Source organism: Ulvibacterium marinum (assembly GCF_003626755.1).
GTDB classification, from domain to species: Bacteria; Bacteroidota; Bacteroidia; order Flavobacteriales; family Flavobacteriaceae; genus Ulvibacterium; species Ulvibacterium marinum.
Map to the genome: position 1 here is coordinate 1,119,968 of NZ_RBCJ01000001.1, position 21,725 is coordinate 1,141,692.

The 21,725-nt window shown below is 39.9% G+C and carries 22 protein-coding genes; 17 read left to right on the forward strand and 5 right to left on the reverse strand.

Features of this window, described 5'->3' with window-relative positions; genetic code table 11:
• The first annotated feature begins 109 nt into the window (after positions 1–109).
• The 3 genes from D7Z94_RS04730 to D7Z94_RS04740 all read left to right on the forward strand — a co-directional run bounded on the left by D7Z94_RS04730 (position 110) and on the right by D7Z94_RS04740 (position 2,569).
• Complete coding sequence (locus tag D7Z94_RS04730; RefSeq protein WP_120710354.1) at positions 110–1,186, forward strand: sensor histidine kinase; 1,077 nt, start codon at positions 110–112, stop codon at positions 1,184–1,186.
• A gap of 1 nt (position 1,187) precedes the next feature.
• On the forward strand, positions 1,188–1,943 hold the full coding sequence (locus D7Z94_RS04735) for a LytR/AlgR family response regulator transcription factor (RefSeq protein WP_120710355.1): 756 nt from the start codon (positions 1,188–1,190) through the stop codon (positions 1,941–1,943).
• A 92-nt stretch (positions 1,944–2,035) separates the two neighbouring features.
• Entirely contained in the window at positions 2,036–2,569 is a 534-nt protein-coding gene (locus D7Z94_RS04740) for a lipid-binding SYLF domain-containing protein (RefSeq protein ID WP_120710356.1), read from the forward strand.
• A gap of 167 nt (positions 2,570–2,736) precedes the next feature.
• Here D7Z94_RS04740 and ahcY read toward each other — a convergent pair whose 3' ends face one another.
• Entirely contained in the window at positions 2,737–4,053 is a 1,317-nt protein-coding gene (gene ahcY / locus D7Z94_RS04745) for an adenosylhomocysteinase (RefSeq protein ID WP_120710357.1), read from the reverse strand.
• 84 nt (positions 4,054–4,137) lie between these two features.
• On the opposite strand from ahcY, the gene D7Z94_RS04750 reads away from it, so the two are divergent.
• The 8 genes from D7Z94_RS04750 (at position 4,138) to D7Z94_RS04785 (ending at position 10,859) form a co-directional block, all read left to right on the forward strand.
• Entirely contained in the window at positions 4,138–4,770 is a 633-nt protein-coding gene (locus D7Z94_RS04750; RefSeq protein WP_120710358.1) for a 4'-phosphopantetheinyl transferase family protein, read from the forward strand.
• A gap of 44 nt (positions 4,771–4,814) precedes the next feature.
• The gene (locus D7Z94_RS04755; RefSeq protein ID WP_120710359.1) at positions 4,815–5,075 is read left to right on the forward strand and encodes a hypothetical protein; all 261 of its coding nucleotides are present in this window, start codon (positions 4,815–4,817) and stop codon (positions 5,073–5,075) included.
• The gene (gene pnuC, locus D7Z94_RS04760; protein ID WP_120710360.1) at positions 5,059–5,697 is read left to right on the forward strand and encodes a nicotinamide riboside transporter PnuC; all 639 of its coding nucleotides are present in this window, start codon (positions 5,059–5,061) and stop codon (positions 5,695–5,697) included. The genes D7Z94_RS04755 and pnuC overlap by 17 nt, the downstream gene beginning before the upstream one ends.
• Complete coding sequence (locus tag D7Z94_RS04765) at positions 5,652–6,215, forward strand: AAA family ATPase (RefSeq protein WP_120710361.1); 564 nt, start codon at positions 5,652–5,654, stop codon at positions 6,213–6,215. The genes pnuC and D7Z94_RS04765 overlap by 46 nt, the downstream gene beginning before the upstream one ends.
• Positions 6,212–7,762, forward strand: coding sequence for a DUF4301 family protein (locus D7Z94_RS04770; protein WP_120710362.1), 1,551 nt, complete (start codon positions 6,212–6,214; stop codon positions 7,760–7,762). The genes D7Z94_RS04765 and D7Z94_RS04770 overlap by 4 nt, the downstream gene beginning before the upstream one ends.
• 222 nt (positions 7,763–7,984) lie before the next feature.
• The gene (locus tag D7Z94_RS04775; protein ID WP_120710363.1) at positions 7,985–8,305 is read left to right on the forward strand and encodes a hypothetical protein; all 321 of its coding nucleotides are present in this window, start codon (positions 7,985–7,987) and stop codon (positions 8,303–8,305) included.
• A gap of 432 nt (positions 8,306–8,737) precedes the next feature.
• Positions 8,738–9,040, forward strand: coding sequence for a hypothetical protein (locus D7Z94_RS04780; RefSeq protein WP_120710364.1), 303 nt, complete (start codon positions 8,738–8,740; stop codon positions 9,038–9,040).
• A gap of 445 nt (positions 9,041–9,485) precedes the next feature.
• Positions 9,486–10,859, forward strand: a complete 1,374-nt coding sequence (locus D7Z94_RS04785) for a sigma-54-dependent transcriptional regulator (protein ID WP_120710365.1) — start codon at positions 9,486–9,488, stop codon at positions 10,857–10,859.
• Here the strand turns inward: D7Z94_RS04785 and D7Z94_RS04790 are convergent.
• Positions 10,834–13,305 (reverse strand): hybrid sensor histidine kinase/response regulator, encoded by a 2,472-nt coding sequence (locus tag D7Z94_RS04790; RefSeq protein ID WP_120710366.1) that lies wholly within the window; start codon positions 13,303–13,305, stop codon positions 10,834–10,836. The genes D7Z94_RS04785 and D7Z94_RS04790 overlap by 26 nt on opposite strands.
• A gap of 426 nt (positions 13,306–13,731) precedes the next feature.
• Here D7Z94_RS04790 and D7Z94_RS04795 point away from each other — a divergent pair, with 426 nt between their 5' ends.
• Both D7Z94_RS04795 and D7Z94_RS04800 read left to right on the forward strand, forming a co-directional pair.
• Positions 13,732–15,897: a TonB-dependent receptor gene (locus tag D7Z94_RS04795; RefSeq protein WP_120710870.1), complete on the forward strand. Its 2,166-nt coding sequence runs from the start codon at positions 13,732–13,734 to the stop codon at positions 15,895–15,897.
• Positions 15,898–15,947: 50 nt separating this feature from the next.
• Positions 15,948–16,940, forward strand: coding sequence for a Gfo/Idh/MocA family protein (locus tag D7Z94_RS04800; RefSeq protein ID WP_120710367.1), 993 nt, complete (start codon positions 15,948–15,950; stop codon positions 16,938–16,940).
• A 9-nt stretch (positions 16,941–16,949) separates the two neighbouring features.
• On the opposite strand, the gene D7Z94_RS04805 is transcribed toward D7Z94_RS04800, so the two are convergent.
• Positions 16,950–17,387 carry a Rieske (2Fe-2S) protein gene (locus D7Z94_RS04805; protein ID WP_170158833.1) on the reverse strand — a complete coding sequence of 146 codons (438 nt, stop codon included), beginning with the start codon at positions 17,385–17,387 and terminating at the stop codon, positions 16,950–16,952.
• A gap of 135 nt (positions 17,388–17,522) precedes the next feature.
• Here D7Z94_RS04805 and greA point away from each other — a divergent pair, with 135 nt between their 5' ends.
• Both greA and D7Z94_RS04815 read left to right on the forward strand, forming a co-directional pair.
• A complete protein-coding gene (greA, locus tag D7Z94_RS04810; protein ID WP_120710368.1) occupies positions 17,523–17,999 on the forward strand; it encodes a transcription elongation factor GreA in 477 nt (158 codons plus the stop codon).
• A 33-nt stretch (positions 18,000–18,032) separates the two neighbouring features.
• Entirely contained in the window at positions 18,033–18,422 is a 390-nt protein-coding gene (locus D7Z94_RS04815; RefSeq protein WP_120710369.1) for an HIT family protein, read from the forward strand.
• On the opposite strand, the gene D7Z94_RS04820 is transcribed toward D7Z94_RS04815, so the two are convergent.
• Together D7Z94_RS04820 and D7Z94_RS04825 are read right to left on the reverse strand one after the other, a co-directional pair.
• On the reverse strand, positions 18,412–18,768 hold the full coding sequence (locus tag D7Z94_RS04820) for a hypothetical protein (protein WP_120710370.1): 357 nt from the start codon (positions 18,766–18,768) through the stop codon (positions 18,412–18,414). The genes D7Z94_RS04815 and D7Z94_RS04820 overlap by 11 nt on opposite strands.
• A gap of 2 nt (positions 18,769–18,770) precedes the next feature.
• Positions 18,771–19,919 (reverse strand): sensor histidine kinase, encoded by a 1,149-nt coding sequence (locus D7Z94_RS04825; RefSeq protein WP_120710371.1) that lies wholly within the window; start codon positions 19,917–19,919, stop codon positions 18,771–18,773.
• 118 nt (positions 19,920–20,037) lie between these two features.
• On the opposite strand from D7Z94_RS04825, the gene D7Z94_RS04830 reads away from it, so the two are divergent.
• Positions 20,038–20,910: a flavin reductase family protein gene (locus tag D7Z94_RS04830; protein ID WP_120710872.1), complete on the forward strand. Its 873-nt coding sequence runs from the start codon at positions 20,038–20,040 to the stop codon at positions 20,908–20,910.
• A complete protein-coding gene (locus D7Z94_RS04835; protein WP_120710372.1) occupies positions 20,907–21,710 on the forward strand; it encodes a hypothetical protein in 804 nt (267 codons plus the stop codon). Before D7Z94_RS04830 ends, D7Z94_RS04835 begins: the two co-directional genes overlap by 4 nt.
• Positions 21,711–21,725 lie beyond the last annotated feature (15 nt).

Here is a 21,725-nt window from a genome sequence, read left to right on the forward strand (position 1 = left end):
ACAGGTCAAGTGAAATATGAACGATTCAGCGGTAAATTTTACGGTTGAGTTCGGGGACCAAGGACATTGCAAATGACTTGTGTATCTTTAAAATCGAATTTGTACGAAAATGTTCAGTAAAAAGGCAATTAGAAAATTTCTTTTTCGGTGGATGGTGGTAAACGTGGTCTTTATTCTTATAAAGGTCACTGTGGAACATGAAGAAGCAGAAATATATTCTTTTTTTACTCCTACCTCGATTTTCTATTACCTCACGGCTATGTTGTTTTTCATGGTTACTTGGGAGTATAATGACAGATTGATCCATAAGGAGAGAAAGAGGGGGGACCTGACCTTAAAAAACAGTATGCTCATTTTTGCCAAGACCATGGGATTGCTAATTCCTTTAAGCGCAAGCATTTATTATTTGGCACTTTTCCCTTTCAAAGAAGAAATCGGTATTATTTGCGAGGATTCCGCCATGGAATTTTGGGGCAATATGATCAGGGCATCCTTGTTAGGCTCTACCGTCATATTTATTAATCTTTTTTATTTTTCCATGAAACAAAGAGAGGAAATGGAAAAACAAATGGAAGATTTAAAGCGCGAGATGATGGCTTCAAAGTATACATCGCTAAAAAATCAAATTAGTCCTCATTTCCTCTTTAACAGCCTTAATACGCTTACTTCGCTAATGTATGAAGACAGGGACTTGGCATCTGATTTTGTTACCCGGTTGGCATCAAGTTACCGCTATATTTTAGACAACCGCGAGCAAGATTTGGTGAGCTTACAAAAGGAGTTGAACTTTTTGGACGCCTTTGTTTTTATGATGAATGTTCGTCATAAAGATGCTGTTAGTATTAAGATTAATATTACGGTTCCGGAGGAGGACTATTGGATACCCACTTTGTCCTTGCAGATGTTGGTTGAAAATTCGTTAAAGCACAATTACTATAGCAAGGAAAAACCTTTGGAAATTCAAATCTCCAACATTGGAGAGGACGCGCTGGTAGTACGAAACAATCTAAGGAAACGGGAACTAAAGGAGCAGACGACCCAACTGGGATTAAACAATATTAAAAGACGCTATTCCTACTACACTAATAAGCAAGTATTGGTAAGGGAGGAAACCGACTTTTTTGAGGTCATTATTCCTTTGTTGGACAAGGCCAACAGTGAAACAAACTTAATTTCGATTTCGTAAAATGAGGGCGGTTATCATAGAGGATGAGGAATTTGCTTCTAAAAGATTGGGGCAATTGATACGGGAACTATCTCCGGAAATAGAAATAGTGGGCAACTTAACTTCAGTTGAGAATAGCGTGTCATGGTTCTCAAATAATACGTTGCCCGATTTGATTTTCTTGGACATTCAATTAAACGACGGTTATGGATTCGATGTTTTAGATCGATTAGAGGAGCATCCTCCAGTAATTTTTACTACGGCCTATAACGAATATGCCATTCGGGGTTTTAAGTATAATGGAGTGGACTATTTATTAAAACCCATAGTAAAGGATGAACTCAAAAAGGCATTGGAAAAGTTCCATAAGAATTCGACCAAGAACGGAGTATCCCCAATGGGTCATTTGGAACATCTGAAGCAGATATTCCAAAAAGAATACAAGCACCGTTTTATGGTAAAGGTGGGCAACCAGTTTCGCTCTTTTGATGTTGGGGAGATTGCCTATTTCAAATCACATGAAGGGCTTATTTATCTATATACCCATACCAACCAGTCCTTTCCTATTGAGTATTCCATAGATCAACTTGAAGAGATTTTAAATCCAGTCCAGTTCTTTCGAATCAATAGAAAGTATATGGTTTCCGTGAAGGCGGTTATTGAAATCCACTCCTACTTCAACAGTAGATTACTACTGAAACTATTGCCCAAGGAGGAAGGTCAGGTCATTGTTTCCCGGGAGCGTACCACCAATTTTAAGCGGTGGTTGGATATGTAGTTTTGCATGGATTGATATTTTAATTTTCTGTTAATCCCGAACAACCACCCCTTTAAAAAAAGTAACTTGCAGTCATAAATACAGCATAATATATGAGAACATTTAAATTAATTCCCGTTGTACTTTTTCTTTTTCTTGTCGGGAGTCTGGGGGCCCAGAACGCTAAGGATCAGAAAATTATGAAAGATGCCGTTAAGGCCAAAAAAAGTCTTTTAAAGACCAGTTCTAGTTTGGAGACCTTTTTTGATAATTCTGCAGGCTATGTTATATTCCCCAATGTAGGCAAGGGCGGTTTTATCATTGGAGGCGCTTCTGGAAACGGAGTGGTTTATGAGAAGGGAGGCGAAGCTATAGGGATGGCCGATCTAAAAAAAATAAACGTAGGTTTCCAAGCTGGTGGACAGTCCATTATAGAGGTAATCTTTTTTGAGACCGATGTGGATTTGGATCGGTTTAAAGAGGGTAAATTTGCCTTTGAAGCCTCGGCCTCGGCGGTGGCCTTAAAATCCGGGGTTGCCGTAAATGCGAAATATGTAGATGGAGTTGCCGTGTTCGCCTTACCTAAAGCCGGACTTATGGCAGATGCTTCCGTTGGAGGGCAAAAGTTTGGGTATAGCCCATTTTAAGCTTTTCGAACTATCCGGCCAAAAAGAGCCTTTGCCTTTGGAAGTTTTTATAGGTTAAGAGGTAATGAAATTATTGTAAAAAGACCCTTACAACTATACTATATGCAAGGGTCTTTTTGTCTTAGCTCTAAAAGCGAGAACTTTTGAGCGGTCTCAAATCCAGAATCCTAATATCTATAATATTCCGGCTTAAAAGGCCCTTGTACTTCAACCCCAATATATTCTGCCTGATCGGGTTTTAGGTCTGTGAGCTCGGCACCCAAACGAGAAAGGTGTAGGGCGGCTACTTTTTCATCCAAATGTTTGGGAAGCATATATACTTGGTTTTCATACTGATCACTATTGTTCCAAAGCTCTATTTGCGCCAATGTTTGGTTGGTAAATGAATTACTCATTACAAAGCTAGGATGCCCTGTGGCACAGCCCAGATTTACCAAACGTCCTTCGGCCAGAACAATTATGTCTTTTCCGTCTATGGTATATTTATCTACTTGTGGCTTGATTTCATCCCTGGTATCTCCATGATTTTTGTTCAACCAAGCCATATCAATTTCATTATCAAAGTGGCCAATATTACAAACAATAGCTTTGTCCTTCAAGGCTTCAAAGTGTTCCGCCCGGATGATGTCCTTGTTCCCTGTGGTGGTAATAACGACATCGGCATTGCCAATTACCGTCTCCAATTTCTTCACTTCAAAACCATCCATACAGGCCTGTAGGGCACAAATGGGATCAATTTCCGTAACGGTTACTATGGAACCAGCCCCTTTAAAAGATGCGGCCGTACCTTTACCCACGTCACCATATCCTGCGACAACTACGCGTTTTCCAGCCAACATGGTATCCGTCGCCCTACGTATGGCATCTACGGCACTTTCGCGACAGCCATATTTGTTATCAAATTTGGATTTGGTGACGGAATCGTTCACATTGATGGCAGGCATGGGCAAAACACCATTTTTGAAACGCTCATACAATCGGTGTACCCCTGTAGTAGTTTCTTCGGAAAGCCCTTTAATACCATCGGTCAATTCAGGATATTGGTCCAAAACCATGTTGGTAAGGTCACCCCCATCATCCAAAATCATGTTCAGGGGTTTTCTATCTTCGCCAAAGAAAAGGGTTTGTTCTATACACCAATCAAACTCTTCTTCATTCATGCCCTTCCAAGCATAAACGGGAATACCTGCAGCCGCTATGGCTGCCGCAGCATGATCCTGAGTAGAGAAAATATTGCACGAACTCCAGGTTACCTCGGCGCCCAAGGCCGTCAAAGTTTCAATCAATACCGCAGTTTGTATGGTCATGTGTAAACACCCTGCGATTCGTGCTCCTTTTAGAGGTTGCTCGTCTTTGTATTCTTCTCTAAGGGACATTAAACCGGGCATTTCGGCCTCTGCCAATTCAATCTCTTTCCTTCCCCAATCGGCAAGTGAAATATCTTTTACCTTATATGGTACATAAGAAATGGTTTTGGTGCTCATACTAGTTTTTATTTATTACTTTAGATTAAACAGGAAAACTTACCCTTTTGCGGTTGCAAAGTTACAAATATCCTTAAGAATAGCATGCCTCTTTATAAGACTATACCCATCAACTCATCGATTTTGGTTTATATTTGGAAGATTGAGGAATCGGAAGCCAAACTATCCGAAGGAATCCAATTGACCCCCCATTGTCAAAAACGTATAGACGGTATGAAATCCGAGCTGCACCGGCGGGGGTTTCTGAGTATTCGGCATTTAATGGCGGAGGCGGGATATGTGGATGCGGATCTGTACTATGATACGGCGGGGAAGCCTCATCTTGTGGATGGCAGAAAAATTTCTATTACCCATTCCGGCCATTTTACCGGAATTATAGTTAGCGATACCATTGAGGTAGGGATTGATATAGAAAGACAAAGGGACAAAATATTACGTATTGCCCATAAGTTTACACCTATTGAGGAATATAGGACCATAGCCAATACGGAAGCCCTGGTACGGAAGCTTACCATTGTCTGGGGGGCCAAGGAATCCCTCTATAAAATATGCTCTGATAGAGGAATCAGTTTTTTGCACCATATAGACGTAAAGGATTTTTCATTTGCGGATAATAGTACAACGGCGGAAGTTTTATATCATGGAAATTTATCTCAATATGATGTCCATTTTTTGGAATTTGAGGGTTTTAGCTGTGTTTATGCGCTAAAAAGTTGATAAGTTTGTGATTTATGTTTCATGAACTTTCCTAGTACTGAACTATGCATATTTCCGTTGAACTTACTTTTTCCCCTTTACAGGACGATTTTGAGGAGCACATCATCAACTTCATAAAAAAACTTAGGGCATCCGGGCTCACCATTTTAGAAAATCCACTTAGTACCCAAGTATTTGGAGACTATGAGATTGTAATGACTTTGTTGCATACCGAAATCAAGACAGCTTTTGAGTTGATGGACAAGGGTCTGATGTACATGAAAATCGTAAAATCCGACCGAAGCGAGTATGAACCTCATTTTTGATTGGATATTTTCGCAATATCAGGATACGCCTACCCATATTGTTGTCCTGGAATTGATAAGTGCTTTTTTTGGACTGTTAAGCGTTATATACTCCAAACGTGGAAATATATTGGTTTTTCCCACAGGAATAATTGGCACGGGAATAGCAGTTTATATATTATGGGTTTATGGCCTCTTGGGCGATATGCTCATAAACGCCTACTATTTCGCCATGAGTATAGTAGGTTGGTTTGCCTGGACCAGAAAAGTGGACGAAACCCACTTCATCCCAGTCACCTTAACAACGGCAAAGGAGAAGAAATGGTCGATCTTGCTTTTTACGGGGGCTATTGTTTTTGTGGGTATTATCTACTCGGCCACGGATAGGTTTAATACTTGGACGGCATATACAGATATACTTACAACGGCATTTTTTTTCGTAGGGATGTGGCTTATGGCTAAAAAGAAGTTGGAGAATTGGATATATTTGATTATTGGTGACATCATTACCGTTCCGCTCTATTTGTACAAAGGACTTATCTTTAGTTCGATACTGTTTTTCATTTTAACCATAATTGCCATTTTCGGTTATTTCTCATGGAGGAAAGACTTAAACAAGAGCCCTCAGACGTTGTTAAGGTAGTTCTGTTCGGACCGGAATCAACAGGAAAGACTACCCTAGCAGAACTATTGGCTAGGCATTATAATACGGTATGGGTACCTGAATATGCCCGAGAATATCTGCAAAATAAATGGAACAGTGAGCAAAAGGTCTGTGAACCTAAGGACTTGTTACCCATAGCCGAAGGTCAAATAAGACTAGAAAACGAACTGACCAAAAAAGCAACAAAAGTTCTTGTTTGTGATACCGATTTGCTGGAAACCAAAGTATATTCCGAAGCGTATTATGTTGGGCATTGTGATCCGTTACTGGAAGAATATGCATTAAAAAATTCGTATCATCTTTATTTCCTTACCTATATAGACATTCCTTGGGTAGGGGATGACCTGAGGGACAAGCCCAACGAACGGGAACGAATGTTTGCGTATTTTAAGGATACTTTGGAAAAATATAACCGTAATTTTGTAATCCTAAAAGGAAATGAGGAAACACGGTTGTCAACAGCCATAGAACACATAAATAATTTAATTGATAAATGATACAGCTGTCGGAAAAGGATTTGGAACAACTGAAAAGTAAAGGTATTGCAAAGGAAATTGTACAAAAACAAATCGGAACTTTTAAAGAAGGAATCCCTTTTGTACGGTTGGAAAAAGCAGCTGTGGTAGATGATGGGATTTTAAAGTTTTCGGAAGATGAGCAGACCCGACTAGTTCGCTATTTTGAAAAGAACAGTGGGTCTCTTTCCTTGCTAAAATTTGTTCCTGCCTCCGGGGCAGCTTCAAGAATGTTCAAGGCTTTGTTCAATTTTTTGGATACATATGACCCTGACCTTGAAAGTTTGGAGGATTATCTTGAGCGAACAAATGATGCCGACCTGAGGCAGTTTTCGAAAGACCTATCCGATTTTCCATTTTATAATCTGGTGCAGAATAGAATGTCGGAAAAGGCAAGTACTAGAGGAAAAGAATTATACTTGTTCGTTAAGGAAATGATGTCCGAAAATGCCTTGGATTATGGTTTTTATCCCAAAGGCCTTCTACCCTTTCATAAATATGGGGAAAATGTGGCCACACCCTTTGAGGAACACCTGATTGAAGCGTCCAAGTATGCCAAGACCGAGCAGAAAGCAAATCTGCATTTCACGATTTCCCCGCAGCATGAAGAAATGTTCAAAAAGGAGTTCAATTCGGTCAAAGAGCGGGTTTCCGCCAAGACAAATACTTCCTTTCAGGTCGGGTATTCTTATCAGAAGCCTTCTACGGATACCATAGCCGTAGATATGGAAAATAGCCCATTTCGCAATAATGATGGTTCATTGTTGTTCAGACCTGGCGGACATGGGGCACTGATTGAAAATTTGAACGAGCAAGATGCCGATATCATATTTATTAAAAATATTGATAACGTAGTTGTTCCAGAAGTTTTGGAGGAAGTTTCGGACAGTAAAAAAACATTGGCAGGCGTATTGTTAGAGGTACAACAAAAGGCTTTTAAATATGCTAAATTACTGGATGAAGACCCCTTGGAAAATGAAAAATTGAGTGAAATTCAAAATTTTTTGACCAATCGACTAAATGTCCTGTTCTCCGATGATTTTTCAAGCTTGGATATAGCGGAACAAGTTGAGATAATAAAGGATAAAATAAACCGGCCGATACGTGTTTGCGGTATGGTTAAAAATGAAGGAGAACCGGGAGGTGGCCCGTTCTGGATTCGAGATAGACATGATACGGTCTCTTTACAGATTGTGGAATCCGCCCAAGTTGATATGAATAATAGCACCCAAGTTTCCATTTTTAGGAACTCCACTCATTTTAACCCTGTGGACTTAGTCTGTGGCATCAAAGATTATAAGGGGGCAAAATACAATTTGCTGAATTTTATAGACCCAAAACAGGGATTTATAACAGGAAAAACAAAGGAAGGCAGGGAATTAAAAGCCTTAGAGCTTCCGGGCCTCTGGAATGGCGCTATGGCCTTTTGGAATACCATATTCGTGGAAGTACCTTTGTCTACCTTCAACCCGGTAAAGACGGTAAACGACTTATTAAAATCTTCACATCAAGTAAGTAACGCCCGTTAAACAGCTTTGATAAAAATGGAGATGGAAAATGTGTGTAAATCTTATACACTTTTCTTGGTTTTTTACACATCCCTATACAGTCATATCAAGAACAACAATTTGATTAAAGTGTTGTTTTTCAATTGATTAAAACAGTTTTAGATAAAAAAACCACATTGGCACTGTTTTCCCTTTACTATTGGCAATTAGCAAAACAAATACAAATAATTTAAACACAAGAAAATGAAAAAAGTAATGTTAGTTGCAGTAATGGCCTTGGGCACAATGACTGCTTTTGCACAAGAAGAAGTAACCGAGGAAGCAACTGCAAATTTGGAAGAAGTTGCAGCTGAAGCTGTTGAGGCTCAAGATGGTTTTAATGAAGTAGCTTTGGAAGAGTTGCCAGAAGCTATTACAAAAGCTTTGGAAGCTGCACATCCCGGGGCTTCAGTAGCAAAAGCTTATATGAACGAGCAATCTCAATATAAACTTGAAGTAACCAAAGAAGACGGTGAGCAAGTTGAGTTATATGCTGATGCTGAAGGCAATTGGTTAGAGATGTAATTTAGCAAGTATTATCCATAGAGTTAATTAATATATTGCTTAGTTTGGTTTTAAAATCCCTGGCTTAATCGCCGGGGATTTTTATTGGATAAAACTACAAATTATCATGAGCCCATAGTTGTATATTTAGTGGATAGTCGGAATCCTGGAAAAGTCAGTTGCACTACATCAAGTACTAGTTAATAACACACTGGATTATTCCTTTCAATTTAAGATTTTCTTCATTCATAAATTGCATTTAGAATATGTTACCTCTGCGTGTATAATTTACACGGTTCAAATACCAAGTACCCAAAATTACACACCTTAGAGTAATTCTATTTCTTTTTAATTTATTGATAATGAACTATTTAAATTTTATCAGGATTCTGGTACCATATTTTCTATACATAGTTCATGTTTAATTAGTAATAGTATTAAAATTTGAAAATCATGAAAAAATTAGTTTTTGTTTTAGCATTGTCTCTCGGAAGTCTAACAGCTTTCGCCCAAGATACGGATGAAGCCCAAGTTGATGCAACCGAGGCCGTTGCTGCTCAGGATGACTTTTCGGAAATCTCAGCTAGCGAATTGCCAGAGGCGGTAACCGCTGCAGTAGCCAAAAATTACCCAACTGCTACTATTGACAAGGCTTATGTTAACGAAGCACAACAATATAAACTGGAAGTTTCTTTGGAAGATGGAACCTCAGGAACTTTGTATGCTGACGAAAATGGTAACTGGATCGAAATGTAAATAACTTGAGTTATTTGTTTTGTATCAAGTTGGTTTGGTCGGAAAGGGGTCGTCATTGTACGACCCCTTTCTATTTGGGCCGACTCAATACATGAAATAATAGGCAAAGCTTTTTTTAAGACACAATTTCCCAAAATACTTTCCTCAGAATTGGCTTTACAAGACGGTATGAAGCTATATTTTAAACCCTGTGCCCTATTTTAAATGGATTTATCCGAAGCTATTCGGGAATCTATATTCTCCTTTAGATTAAAATTAGAGCTGGGAAAATCAACTTCCCTAAAAAATGGTTTCCATACATCAAGTAGAAGGCTTTAAAAGAGTTATTTAGCACTGGTGAATCCCCGGTTTTACCTCCGAATTTCATTCATTATTTATGATAATTTTAAAAAGCAAACAGCTTTCTTATGCTATTTTTACGTACATATAGCACAAGAATTTTTTTATGCCAAACATCTTGATCATTGAAGACGATTCGGCTTTTTGTCAAATGCTACAGAAGTTTTTGATTAAAAGAGGCTATGATGCAGAGATTTGTTACCATGCCAACGATGCCAAGGAAAAGTTTAATGTCACTGATTTTGATGTTATTTTGACGGATTTGCGTTTGCCGGATTATGATGGCATACAGTTATTGGACGATATAAAGAAAGTAAAGCCCAAAACCCCCGTTATTCTTATGACAGGCTATGCGGAAGTGGGCACAGCGGTCAAGGCTATGAAACAAGGGGCTTACGATTATATTTCCAAGCCATTTACTCCAGAGGAAATCATCATGGTCATTGAAAATGCCTTGAGGACAAAACCATCCGATGAAATTCATGATACTCCAAGCGTGCAAAAACCCAAACAGAAGAATACAACTTCGAAACCTAAAGAGAATCTGCCTGAAAAGACAATTTTAGGAGTTAGCGATGCTTCCAAGAAATTGGATGATTATATTAAACTAGTAGCGCCTACGGATATGTCCGTATTAATCACGGGTGATAGCGGTACGGGCAAAGAAGTTACTGCCAAGGCAATACATAAAAACAGCAAGCGGAAGGATTACAACTTTGTAGCCGTTGATTGTGGGGCCATTCCAAAAGAGCTGGCTACAAGTGAATTTTTTGGTCATATAAAGGGAAGCTTTACGGGAGCCATTGAGGACAAAACCGGAAACTTTGAAGCAGCCAATGGAGGTACCCTTTTCTTAGATGAGGTAGGGAATCTTTCCTATGAAAATCAAATCCAATTATTGAGAGCTTTACAGGAACGGAAGATAAAGCGTGTAGGTAGTACCAAGGAAATTCATGTGGACGTACGTATCATAACGGCTACAAACGAAGATTTAGCACTGGCCGTTCAAAAGGGAAGCTTTAGAGAGGACCTGTACCATAGATTGAACGAGTTTTCCATTCAAATTCCGTCCTTGGAAGAAAGATTTGAAGATTTGATTTTGTTTGCAGACCATTTTTTGGCTAAGGCCAATGAAAATTTGAATAAAGAGGTTCATGGTTTCTCGGCAGAAGTATGGGAAGCTTTTCGACAATACCATTGGCCAGGAAACTTAAGGGAACTTCAAAATATAGTCAAAAGAGCGGTGCTTTTAACAGTAGGTGATGAGGTGAAGATAGAAACACTTCCCAAGGAAGTTTTACAATCGAACTACCATAACACAACAAAGCCAGAAAACTTCTCTAAATCTGATTTTGAGAAAGATCGTATCATCAAAGCATTGAAAAAGACCAATTTCAATAAGTCAAAGGCTGCTAAATTATTGCAGGTTACCCGAAAGACACTCTACAACAAAATCAATCACTATAACTTGGACTTATAACCCACCTACTTTCCATTTCAGAGGCCAAAAGTTGTACATTTTTCTTTAGCTGCTGCAAATCATGAAGAAGGGCACTGGCGTTCATAGAATCCTGGGTTGCTACTTCCAGTCGCTCCAATACGGGCACACAATTTTCCACCCTAAGCTGCCTGAACATAGGCAACATACGATGGGCAACATGATTTATTTGAGCATAATCCATAACTTTTATGGTTTCTGTCAATAGTCTCATGTTGGCCTGTGTATCCCTCAAAAAGGTGCGTAATACTTCAGAAATGGCATCTTCGTTTTTTCCCAAAAAGGAATGAATGATATCCAAGCTATACCGTTGGGACTTTTCTTCTTTGGCAGGACTTTTGGTCTTTGCATCGGTGACTTTTTTGGTCTCCACACCCATTGTCCTCAAAACAGCTATAAGTTCATTTTTGGAGAAAGGTTTTTGTAGAACTTGGTCAAACCCTTTTGAGGTGTAGGTTTCCAGTTCGAAATCCCTTCTGCCGGTCATAGCAATAATAGGTTGGCCTTTATAATGTTTGTATTGACCCGACTTCAATTTTTTCAAGACTTCAAAACCACTGGTCTTTGGCATTTGTATGTCCGTTAATACCAAATCATAGGTCAAAGGAGAATCCTCTTGTACAAATTGAAAGTTGGTAAAGATATGACTGGTGATTCCCATACTTTCCATAAGCTCACGTAACATGCCTAAAAGAGCGGTATCGTCGTCAATTATCAGTATGCTAAGGTTGGCTGCTAAATCCGGAATTTTTCGCTCTACGGAACTTGATTTTTGTTGCGTTATTTGCAGCGGTAGTTTAAGTATAAAGGTGCTCCCCTGACCTACCTTACTTTCCAAACTCAACGATCCATTAAGCAATTCCGTCAACTTTTTGGAAATGGTAAGTCCCAGACCATAACCTCCAAAGTTTTTTTCGGTATCTGTATCGGCCTGTGTAAATTCCTTAAAAATAAGCCCTTGTTTTTCCTTGGGAATTCCGATGCCTGTATCTGTAATAGCTATAGTTGCTACCGTTTCTTTTTTAGGACCCTTAACGGTACTTGCTATAATCTTTACATGGCCCTTTTCAGTAAACTTAAAAGCATTTCCAATAAGGTTGGTAAGTATTTGGCGTAGCCGGAACGGATCTCCTAATACTGTTTTTTGTAGTGAAACATCTATTTCTAGATGTAGTTTTAGTTTTTTATGCGTATAAAGCTCCTGAAGGTTTTCGGCAGTTTCCTGGATAAGATACGCAGGTATAAAAGGTATTTTTTCGGTCTTTAATTTGCCTGCTTCCAATTTTGAAAAATCCAGAAGATCACTAACCAGATTGCCTACATACCCCGTTGAGGAGGTTATCTTTTTTAGATATCCTTCCTGTTTTTGGGTCAAATCTGTATTTTCCATGAGTTCAGCATATCCTTGTATGGTGTTCAAGGGGGTCCGTAGATCATGGCTTACCGTAGAAATTAATTGTTCCCTGCTTTTTAATAAGGATTCTGAATACTTTTTCTCTTTTTCCAATTTCAGCCTATAGGTCTGTACTTTCCAAAAATCGCGGTTGATTAAAAAAGTAAAAAGCCCGACAACAATAAAGCCCAAGAGAGCTGCCAAACCGGCCAAACGAATACTCTTGCGTAACGCGGATTGCTTTTTTAGGTTATCGTTATAGGTGTTCTGTATTACTTCCTGCTCCAATGCGGAAACAATATTACGCAGTTGCTGGGATAGCTCTAGGTCCGTCCGGTTAATTTCATTTTCCTTTTGGGCCAAGAAGCGTTGTGTTTTTGCATCTTTCATTTTAGCCTCGGCCAAAAGAGCCTTGGAAGCGTTAAGAACGGAATCAATTTTTTCGGAGTCTGGAATGGAAGAAGTATCCGCGGGAATGTTCTCGTTTAGATAAGCGACCCAATCTTCCAAAACCTTTCGTTTATACGGTGAGAGTTTCTCTGGATTTTTCTCAAAATTATGCACCGTAAGTTTTCCAAACGAGGCTTCCATTTTCCGAAACTCCTCCAGTACATTGTCTATTGAGCGATTATTCTCGTTTTTTACCCTTAAATTATGGAGTTCATTGCTATTGGCCACTTTTTGTTCCAGTAACAACTTTACACTATCCAATTTCGGTTTTTGGGAGGGATCTATGGCGAGTTGTTTAAGGGAATCTATTTCAATAAAAACAGAATCGATTTTTTGGGCGTACGCATTAAAATTCTTTTTGGTCTTGGTCTGCAAGGCCAATTTAGACAGACTTTCCGCTTCGTAAATTTGGGTAACCAGGGAACCTGTCCGTAATAACCTGGTATCACTTTGGGCAGAGGTTTCGTTATTTACCAAGACCTGTATCTCGGAATAAATGAAGTATCCGGCTCCCAAGGCAAGCAAACATAGCATCAAATAACTGATCGCTACCTTAAATGTAAATCTATTCTTGGATTTGTCCATATACCTGCATAATGCCCATAGATACTATAAATACGTATAAACTGGCGTTAGGGTTTATATTATGAAGTTAATTGTTCCAAAGATTATGATATGTGTAGTTTGAGTTGTAAGTTTGTTCCATCTCAAAGGGGTGCGAACTCCTGATCAAATTTTAAGGGAAAGATCCTTATAAGTTCAGGATAAGCTGAGATTATACCCAATGAACCTGGGCGGGTAATGCTGCCAAGGAATGCGCGAGTCGCTTTTTTGGAATTTCTATCGTTCTTAATTGAACAAAAAATCAAGTTTAACACAGAATAACAACCCCTTTTATTCGTCGCTAATTTTTTAGTACGGATGAAACTGCTTTATTCTAAATTTTTATCTACCGCCGCTTTCGGAAATAGCGGTTACATGCAACCCTTCAAAAACAATATTGGGAATCGCATGAAAATTGTATTCACATCATGGGCTTTTTTTGGACTAGTTGTAGTCGTTTCCGCCCAACAAAACCCAACAGATTCTTTGGAAGGAAAGAAGATAGCACTGGATGAGGTCTTTGTTTCGGCAATTCGCGTAACCAAGGAAACACCGGTTACTTTTTCCAATTTGAAAAAGGAGGAAATCGCTCCCAGAAACTTGGGACAGGACATCCCCGTATTAATGAATTTTCTGCCTTCCGTAGTCACCACTTCCGATGCCGGAGCCGGGGTTGGCTATACCGGAATACGTGTTAGGGGAAGTGATGCAACACGGGTCAATGTCACCATTAACGGCATTCCCTATAATGATGCGGAATCGCAGGGAACCTTTTGGGTAAACATGCCGGATTTTGCCTCTTCTACGGAAAGTTTGCAATTGCAAAGGGGAGTAGGAACTTCTACAAATGGGGCAGGAGCCTTCGGGGCCAGTTTAAACCTCTTGACCGATGGGTTTTCCGAAGAGGCGTATGGGCAAATTTCCAGTTCAATAGGAAGCTTTGCCACACTACGGAACAACATCAAGTTCAGTTCGGGACTGTTGAACGATAGGGTTGAAATTTCGGGGCGCTTGTCCAGAATTACCTCGGATGGCTATGTGGATAGGGCCTCGGCAGAACTCGATTCCTATTTTTTACAAGGGGCATTCAAAGATGACAATACCTTGATTAAAGCACTCCTTTTTGGTGGGCATGAAATTACCTATCAAGCATGGGAAGGTATTACCTCGGAACAACTTGCAACTGACCGGACCTTTAATCCCTCTGGTCAGTATACCGATGAAAACGGTAACATCCAGTTTTATGAAAATGAAGTGGACAACTATAAACAAGACCATGCACAATTGCTTTGGAACGAAAGCATTTCCGAAAATTGGAGTACGAATATTGCACTGCACTATACGCGTGGAAGAGGATTCTTTGAACAGTTTAGGGAAGACGATGATTTTGCCACTTATGGATTCGAACCGCTTACGGTCAATGGCGAGGAAGTGAATACAACAGACCTGATTAGAAGGCGTTGGCTGGATAACGACTTTTATGGGACCGTATTTTCCGTGAATCATAAGAAGAATAAATGGGATGTAATCCTTGGTGGAGGATGGAACAAATATGAGGGAGATCATTTTGGAGAGGTCATTTGGGCCCGTTTTGCCTCTAACAGTGAAATTAGGGATAGGTATTATGATGATACCTCCGTTAAGACGGATTTTAACACTTTTGCAAAAGCCAACTATAAACTAAACCAAAAGTGGAGTCTATTCGGGGATATGCAATACCGGAGGGTCGGGTATGAAGCCAATGGCGAAGAAACCGGACTAGTTGATGATACCTTTAACTTTTTCAACCCTAAAGTGGGGTTGACCTATGATTTGGACCGAAACAACAACTTCTATTTTTCCTATGCCAGGGCCAATAGGGAGCCCAATCGAAACGATTATGAAAATGGTAATCCCAGACCCGAAAAACTCAATGATTTTGAATTGGGTTGGCGCTATGTTTCCCCGGATATTCAGTTGAATACAAATGTCTATTACATGCGCTATAAAGATCAATTGGTACTTACCGGAGAACTCAATGACGTAGGTGCACCTTTGCGGGCCAACGTAGGGGACAGCTATCGTTTGGGCCTGGAAATAGATGCCAATGTTCAAATTGGAGACAAGTTTTGGTTGAGGCCAAACGCAGCCTTGAGCACAAATAAAAATCTTGATTTCGTATTTCAGGGAGATGGAGTTCTCCAAGATTTGGGCAATACCAATATTGCCTATTCACCGAATTTGGTCATCGGAAATCAGTTGGGTTTTGCCCCTACGGAACAATGGCTTGTCTCTGCATTGACGAAGTATGTCGGCAAACAGTACATGGGCAATATTGATAGTGAAGTCTCTGTACTTAAGGCGTATTCCCAGACCGACTTGAACATCCAATATATTTGGGAAGTAAATACCTTTCTTAAGAGCATTACCTTCTCCGGGCTAGTGAACAATATCTTGGACCAGGACATTGTCTCCAATGGTTATTTTTTTACTTTCGATGATGACTCCTCGGGAAGCACTACTACATTTGAGGGTGCTGGATTTTACCCACAGGCAGGGATTAATTTTTTGTTAGGTGCCACGGTGCGGTTTTAAACTGTTCATAAACGTGTACATTTGTTGAGAGCTATTTTAACAGAAACAAGATGTCCGATAATAAAATAGATATGAAAACTATCCGTTGGGGTATTATAGGTTGTGGGGATGTAACGGAGATTAAAAGTGGACCGGCATATCAAAATACGGAAGGTTTTGAACTGGTTGCCGTAATGCGACGGGATGTGGAAAAGGGCAAGGATTATGCCCAACGGCATGGTGTTCCCAAATTTTACCCGGATGCGGATGACCTTATTTCGGATGATGAAATTGATGCCGTATACATCGCCACCCCTCCTGACTCACATAAGTCCTATGCGCTAAAAGTTGCCAAGGCCGGAAAACCCTGTTGTATTGAAAAGCCTATGGCACCCTCTTATGCTGATAGTTTGGAAATTTATGAGGCTTTCCAAGAGAAAAACATACCGTTGTTCATTGCCTACTACAGAAGGTCACTTCCAAGATTTGATAAGGTTAAGGATTGGTTGGATAACCGCGCTATCGGTACGATAAGAACTATAAAGAGGCAACTCTTAAAGCCGGCTTCGGATTTGGATAAAAGTACTATGTACAATTGGCGCACCGATGCCAAAATTGCCCCGGGAGGGTATTTCGATGATTTGGCAAGTCATAGTTTGGATTTGTTTTGCCATCTATTGGGCCCAATTGTGGAGGCCAAGGGATTGGCTCTGAACCAACAGGGATTATATTCGGCCAAGGATGCCATAACTGCTTGCTGGGAACATGAAAGTGGTATAACTGGCTATGGAAATTGGAACTTTGGGAGTTATGAACATGAGGATTCGGTTGAAATAATCGGTGACGAAGGTAAAATCTCATTCTCTATCTTTCATGATAATCCCTTGGAACTGGAGAACGGACGAGGGAAGGAAACCTTGGAAATAAGCAATCCCAAACATATTCAACAATATCATGTGGCTAATATGAAAAGCCACTTATTGGATGAATATGTACATCCTTCCTTGGGAAGTTCAGGACTACATACCAGTTGGGTAATGGATAAGATTCTAGGGGTATTATGAAATAAACATTCAATTGGAAATGATAACGCTATTTCCATTAAAGGAAGCACGATATTCCAACATGTCGTAGTACCGATTGCCATCGTCCGGTCTATTCAACTGTTGTCCTGTAAATAGGCTGTATTCGTAATTCTCGCAAGAGCAGGTAGCCGTCTGTCCGTCCAATTCCATGGTAGAACAGTTATTTGGAGCATGATTGGGACAACTGGCCTCAAAAGCCCTAAATTGATCGAACCCCACATTGATAACAAAAACACCTCGGGTTCCTACCCCCTGGGTAGGTATATAAACTGCATTTCCCACATTGGTCAAGGGACTGTACAAGGGGAGGTTCAAATTAATGTCAAATTGGAAACCGATTTCCTGTAAGAAAGGATTCCTATTAGTGCGATCGTTGTCACAAGAAAGTAAAAATGTTATAAAAACAATGCTCCAAATGCGCATCATAGTGTAAGGTCCATTTGAATAATCAGCACAAAGTTGAACAAAAATTATGTATCTTTGCGTTAAATCCTCTCTAAAAAAGCCGGGTACGTCGCGGTCTAAGTAGAGGATTTTCCTATTTAATAAAACGATGAAGTTATGAGTAGCGTATCTTACTATACAGCAGATGGACTTAAAAAATTGAGAGAAGAGCTGAGCCATCTCAAAGACGTGGAACGCCCCAAAGCGTCTCAGGCCATTGCCGAGGCTAGGGATAAAGGGGATTTATCAGAAAATGCCGAATACGATGCGGCAAAGGAAGCACAAGGATTATTGGAACTTAAAATATCCAAATTAGAGGAAACTCTGGCCAATGCAAGGTTGATAGATGAATCACAGTTGGATACTTCCAAGGTGTTGGTGCTGTCCACGGTAAAATTAAAGAACCAGGCGAATGGTATGGAAATGAAGTATACCTTGGTAGCTGAAAGTGAAGCTGATCTGAAAACCGGAAAGATATCTGTAAGCTCTCCCATTGGCAAAGGACTATTGGGTAAGGAGGTAGGCGATACCGCAGAAATAACTGTACCCAACGGCACTTTAAAATTTGATGTTCTGGAGATTACTAGAGATTAACATAGAACCTTACAGGTTTCAACGTAACATTATATGTCAAGCATTTTCACCAAGATTATCAAGGGAGAGATTCCATGTTACATGATAGCCGAGGACGAGGACTATTTTGCTTTTTTGGACATCAATCCCAACTCCAAAGGCCATACACTTTGTGTCCCCAAAAAAGAAGTGGACAAAATTATGGATTTGGATGAAGAGACCTATATGGGCCTTATGGCATTTTCCAGAAAAGTAGGCATGGCCATTGAAGCAGCAATAGATTGTAAAAGAGTAGGGCTTACCGTAATCGGGTTGGAAGTACCCCATGTACATGTGCATTTGATTCCCTTGCAGGGGATGAGGGATGCCACTTTTCAAAACAAGATAGCCTTGACCCCGGGAGAATTTGAAGCCATAGCGCAAAGTATTCGCTCTAGAATGTGATGCCCCCTTCCATGTATAGATATACGCCTGCACCTATGGACACCGCCAATAGCAGTATTAATATATAGAATAGCGATGTAAACTGTATCGAGGTTTTATGTGGAGTCGCCATTTTTTGATAGTAATCGAAGATTTTTTCAATATCGTCCGTCCAGTTTACTGGATAGATTATGGAATTACATTTTTTACATTGGATTTGGTGGGTAACCTCATTGGTAGTCCTGTGGATTAATTTACCATAGGTGTGTTTTTGAAAAAAAGTGATTTTCATATCCTGATTAAAACATTCCGGGCAATTGTTGGTTATATCCGCTTCCTTTATGGTCACTAACTTTTCTTTTGACATAATTACTGGTTTACTCTTAAGGATATCTGCATTATGGTGCCCTCTTTATTAGAAGAAAGGACTCTAATTTTTCCTTTGTGATATTCTTCCACAATTCTTTTAACAAGTGATAGGCCCAACCCCCAGCCTCTTTTTTTGGAGGTCACCCCTGGATTAAAAATGGTCTGGTAATCGCTTTTTGGAATACCATGACCCGTATCCGCGACCAATATGTTTACATATTTACCATCGGGTATTATCTCCAAAGCTATATTTCCACGGCCCTTCATGGCATCAATGCCATTCTTTACCAGATTCTCTATGGTCCAATTATAAAGAGAAGGATTTAAAAGGACGGATATGTTATCCACTTTGGTATCAAATGAAAAATGGATAAGTTTAGAGCTCCTTAGCTTCAAGTACTCAAATGCATCCTTAGTCTCTTTAACAATATCATGGGGTTTTAATTCCGGTAAGGAACCTATTTTGGAAAAACGTTCTGTAATGGTTTCCAGTCGGGATATGTCCTTTTCTATTTCCAGGGTGATATCAGGGTTTATACTTTCATTCTTTAATAATTCGTTCCACCCCAAAAGGGAGGAAAGAGGGGTGCCTATCTGGTGCGCCGTTTCTTTGGCCATACCTGCCCAGAGCTTGTTTTGCTCAGAGGCTTTGTTAGTCTTAAAGAAGAAGAATATAACAGCTGCGAACAAAAAGATGATGAGCAGCAAGGCTATCGGATAGTATTTCAATTTGTTCAACACTTCAGAATTCCCGTAATATAAAGTTGCCAGATGTTCCCCTTGTTGGTCTATGAAAATTGGGGTGTTTTCATCCTGAAACTTTTTTATCTTTCCTTTCAAGTATATGGAATCGTTGACCATGTCCTCGGGCATGTTATTGGTTTTAATGGAACCGTCCTTGTTTACCAGGATCATGGGTGTTGAGGAATTATTTTGCAGCACTTTTATGGTAAGATTGCCCAGATCCATATCCTCTGAGGACTGTAGAAGTTCGGATTGGGCGGTGGCCCAAATTTCCATTTTAGATCGTTCTTCCTCCTTAAATTTCTTGAAAAAACTATTGGTATTCCACAGGATCAAACTCACGATTACAAATGCGGAAACCAACAAAATGAGGTTGGGCGTTCTCTTTTTCGGATTAAAATTCATCCAATGGGCTTATTATATTTAAAGATAACGCAATTTGACAAACTATGGTGTGCAAAGACTTTGAACACCTGTTTTAAATAGGAGGTAAATTGGCTACATTTGTAAGGCAATGGCAGAGATGGTTTCCATACTTCCAGGAGAGGTTTCTACAAATCGATTACATCACTATTTACTGGGAGCAGTGGGTCCTAGGCCTATTGCTTTTGCAAGTACAAAAGATGATAAGGGAAGGCCAAATTTGTCTCCGTTCAGTTTTTTTAATGTGTTCAGTGCCAATCCTCCGGTCTTGATTTTTTCACCGGCCCGTAGGGTTAGGGACAATACCACCAAACATACTCTGGAAAATGTTCTGAAGATACAAGAAGTGGTCATCAACATTGTAAACTATACTATGGTGCAGCAAATGTCCTTGGCCAGTACCGAATATGCCGAAGGGGAGAACGAGTTCATTAAGGCAGGCCTCACTATGTTGGAATCCGATATGGTAGAGCCCTATCGAGTGGCCGAATCGCCGGTACAGTTTGAATGTAAAGTGAACAAGGTAGAGCCTTTGGGAAAGAATGGTGGAGCTGGAAATCTCATCTTTTCCGAAGTAGTGAAAATTCACATGGATGCCTCAATTTTGGATGAAAATGGAAATATTGACCCTTACAAGATAGACCAGGTCGCACGTATGGGGGGCAATTGGTACACTAGGGCCGTAGAGGGACTTTTTGAAGTTCCCAAGCCCCTTGCAACCTTGGGTATTGGTATAGATAAAATCCCAGAGAATATTCGGTTGAGTGAAATACTTACTGGAAATGATTTGGGAAAGTTGGGAAATGTACAAGAAATTCCATCTCTCGAAGAAATAGCCGCATTTAAACAAGATAATATAGGGTTGCAATCCATTGTGGATGACCAAAATCGTAATAAACTACATGTAATGGCCCAGGAATATTTAAATAAAAATGATGTACTTTCCGCCTGGAAAATTCTATTGGCTCTATGAAAAGGATTCAACTATTCGAATTTGAAGATTTTAACTGGTTTCCCAATTGGCTTAGAAATTGTATGACCAATCTGATAGTGGTTTTACAAAGGATGATGGGAACCCCGGAGGCGTTGGCAAGCTTGATTGCCGGTATAGTTCAGGACACAAAAATATCCCGCATTGTGGATATGGGCTCGGGTTCGGGAGGGGCCATGCCCGAAGTATTTAAAATTCTACGAGCAAAACAAGGTTTGGAAAATGTAGAATTGATAATGACGGATTTGTATCCCAACAAAGAGTTTATCCAAAGATTCAATAATACTCCCGAAACAGGGATAAGTTATTATGAAAATCCTGTGGATGCTACTAATATCGCCGCGGCTCCTGAGGGTCTCAAAACCATGGTCAACAGTTTTCATCATATGCCTCCCAAGGAAGCTAGAAAAATATTGAAGTCCGCTCAGGAAAACAACCAACCTTTATTGATTTATGAGTTGGGGGAAAACAATATCCCACTCTTGATTTGGTGGATATTGTTGCCCATTAGCCTTACTATACTCATGGTTATGGTCCTTTTTATGACTCCCTTTGTAAAACCTCTCACTTGGAAACAGCTGGTATTTACCTATTTGATACCTATTATTCCTATATGCTATGCATGGGATGGGCAAGCTTCATTGCCTAGAATATATAGCTTTGCTGATTTGGATAAATTACTCGATGGGTTGAACAAAGAAAATTATACTTGGGAAAAAGGATACGCCAAAGATAAAAAAGGCAAGAAAAAGGGAACCTACCTCATGGGAATTCCGCAATAGGCTTTAATAAAAAAG

Coding starts and splice junctions, on each gene's coding strand:
- D7Z94_RS04730 (WP_120710354.1), top strand. CDS start 110: ATGTTCAGTAAAAAGGCAATTAGAAAATTTCTTTTTCGGTGGATGGTG.
- D7Z94_RS04735 (WP_120710355.1), top strand. CDS start 1,188: ATGAGGGCGGTTATCATAGAGGATGAGGAATTTGCTTCTAAAAGATTG.
- D7Z94_RS04740 (WP_120710356.1), top strand. CDS start 2,036: ATGAGAACATTTAAATTAATTCCCGTTGTACTTTTTCTTTTTCTTGTC.
- ahcY (WP_120710357.1), bottom strand. CDS start 4,053: ATGAGCACCAAAACCATTTCTTATGTACCATATAAGGTAAAAGATATT.
- D7Z94_RS04750 (WP_120710358.1), top strand. CDS start 4,138: ATGCCTCTTTATAAGACTATACCCATCAACTCATCGATTTTGGTTTAT.
- D7Z94_RS04755 (WP_120710359.1), top strand. CDS start 4,815: ATGCATATTTCCGTTGAACTTACTTTTTCCCCTTTACAGGACGATTTT.
- pnuC (WP_120710360.1), top strand. CDS start 5,059: ATGAACCTCATTTTTGATTGGATATTTTCGCAATATCAGGATACGCCT.
- D7Z94_RS04765 (WP_120710361.1), top strand. CDS start 5,652: ATGGAGGAAAGACTTAAACAAGAGCCCTCAGACGTTGTTAAGGTAGTT.
- D7Z94_RS04770 (WP_120710362.1), top strand. CDS start 6,212: ATGATACAGCTGTCGGAAAAGGATTTGGAACAACTGAAAAGTAAAGGT.
- D7Z94_RS04775 (WP_120710363.1), top strand. CDS start 7,985: ATGAAAAAAGTAATGTTAGTTGCAGTAATGGCCTTGGGCACAATGACT.
- D7Z94_RS04780 (WP_120710364.1), top strand. CDS start 8,738: ATGAAAAAATTAGTTTTTGTTTTAGCATTGTCTCTCGGAAGTCTAACA.
- D7Z94_RS04785 (WP_120710365.1), top strand. CDS start 9,486: ATGCCAAACATCTTGATCATTGAAGACGATTCGGCTTTTTGTCAAATG.
- D7Z94_RS04790 (WP_120710366.1), bottom strand. CDS start 13,305: ATGGACAAATCCAAGAATAGATTTACATTTAAGGTAGCGATCAGTTAT.
- D7Z94_RS04795 (WP_120710870.1), top strand. CDS start 13,732: ATGAAAATTGTATTCACATCATGGGCTTTTTTTGGACTAGTTGTAGTC.
- D7Z94_RS04800 (WP_120710367.1), top strand. CDS start 15,948: ATGTCCGATAATAAAATAGATATGAAAACTATCCGTTGGGGTATTATA.
- D7Z94_RS04805 (WP_170158833.1), bottom strand. CDS start 17,387: ATGATGCGCATTTGGAGCATTGTTTTTATAACATTTTTACTTTCTTGT.
- greA (WP_120710368.1), top strand. CDS start 17,523: ATGAGTAGCGTATCTTACTATACAGCAGATGGACTTAAAAAATTGAGA.
- D7Z94_RS04815 (WP_120710369.1), top strand. CDS start 18,033: ATGTCAAGCATTTTCACCAAGATTATCAAGGGAGAGATTCCATGTTAC.
- D7Z94_RS04820 (WP_120710370.1), bottom strand. CDS start 18,768: ATGTCAAAAGAAAAGTTAGTGACCATAAAGGAAGCGGATATAACCAAC.
- D7Z94_RS04825 (WP_120710371.1), bottom strand. CDS start 19,919: ATGAATTTTAATCCGAAAAAGAGAACGCCCAACCTCATTTTGTTGGTT.
- D7Z94_RS04830 (WP_120710872.1), top strand. CDS start 20,038: ATGGTTTCCATACTTCCAGGAGAGGTTTCTACAAATCGATTACATCAC.
- D7Z94_RS04835 (WP_120710372.1), top strand. CDS start 20,907: ATGAAAAGGATTCAACTATTCGAATTTGAAGATTTTAACTGGTTTCCC.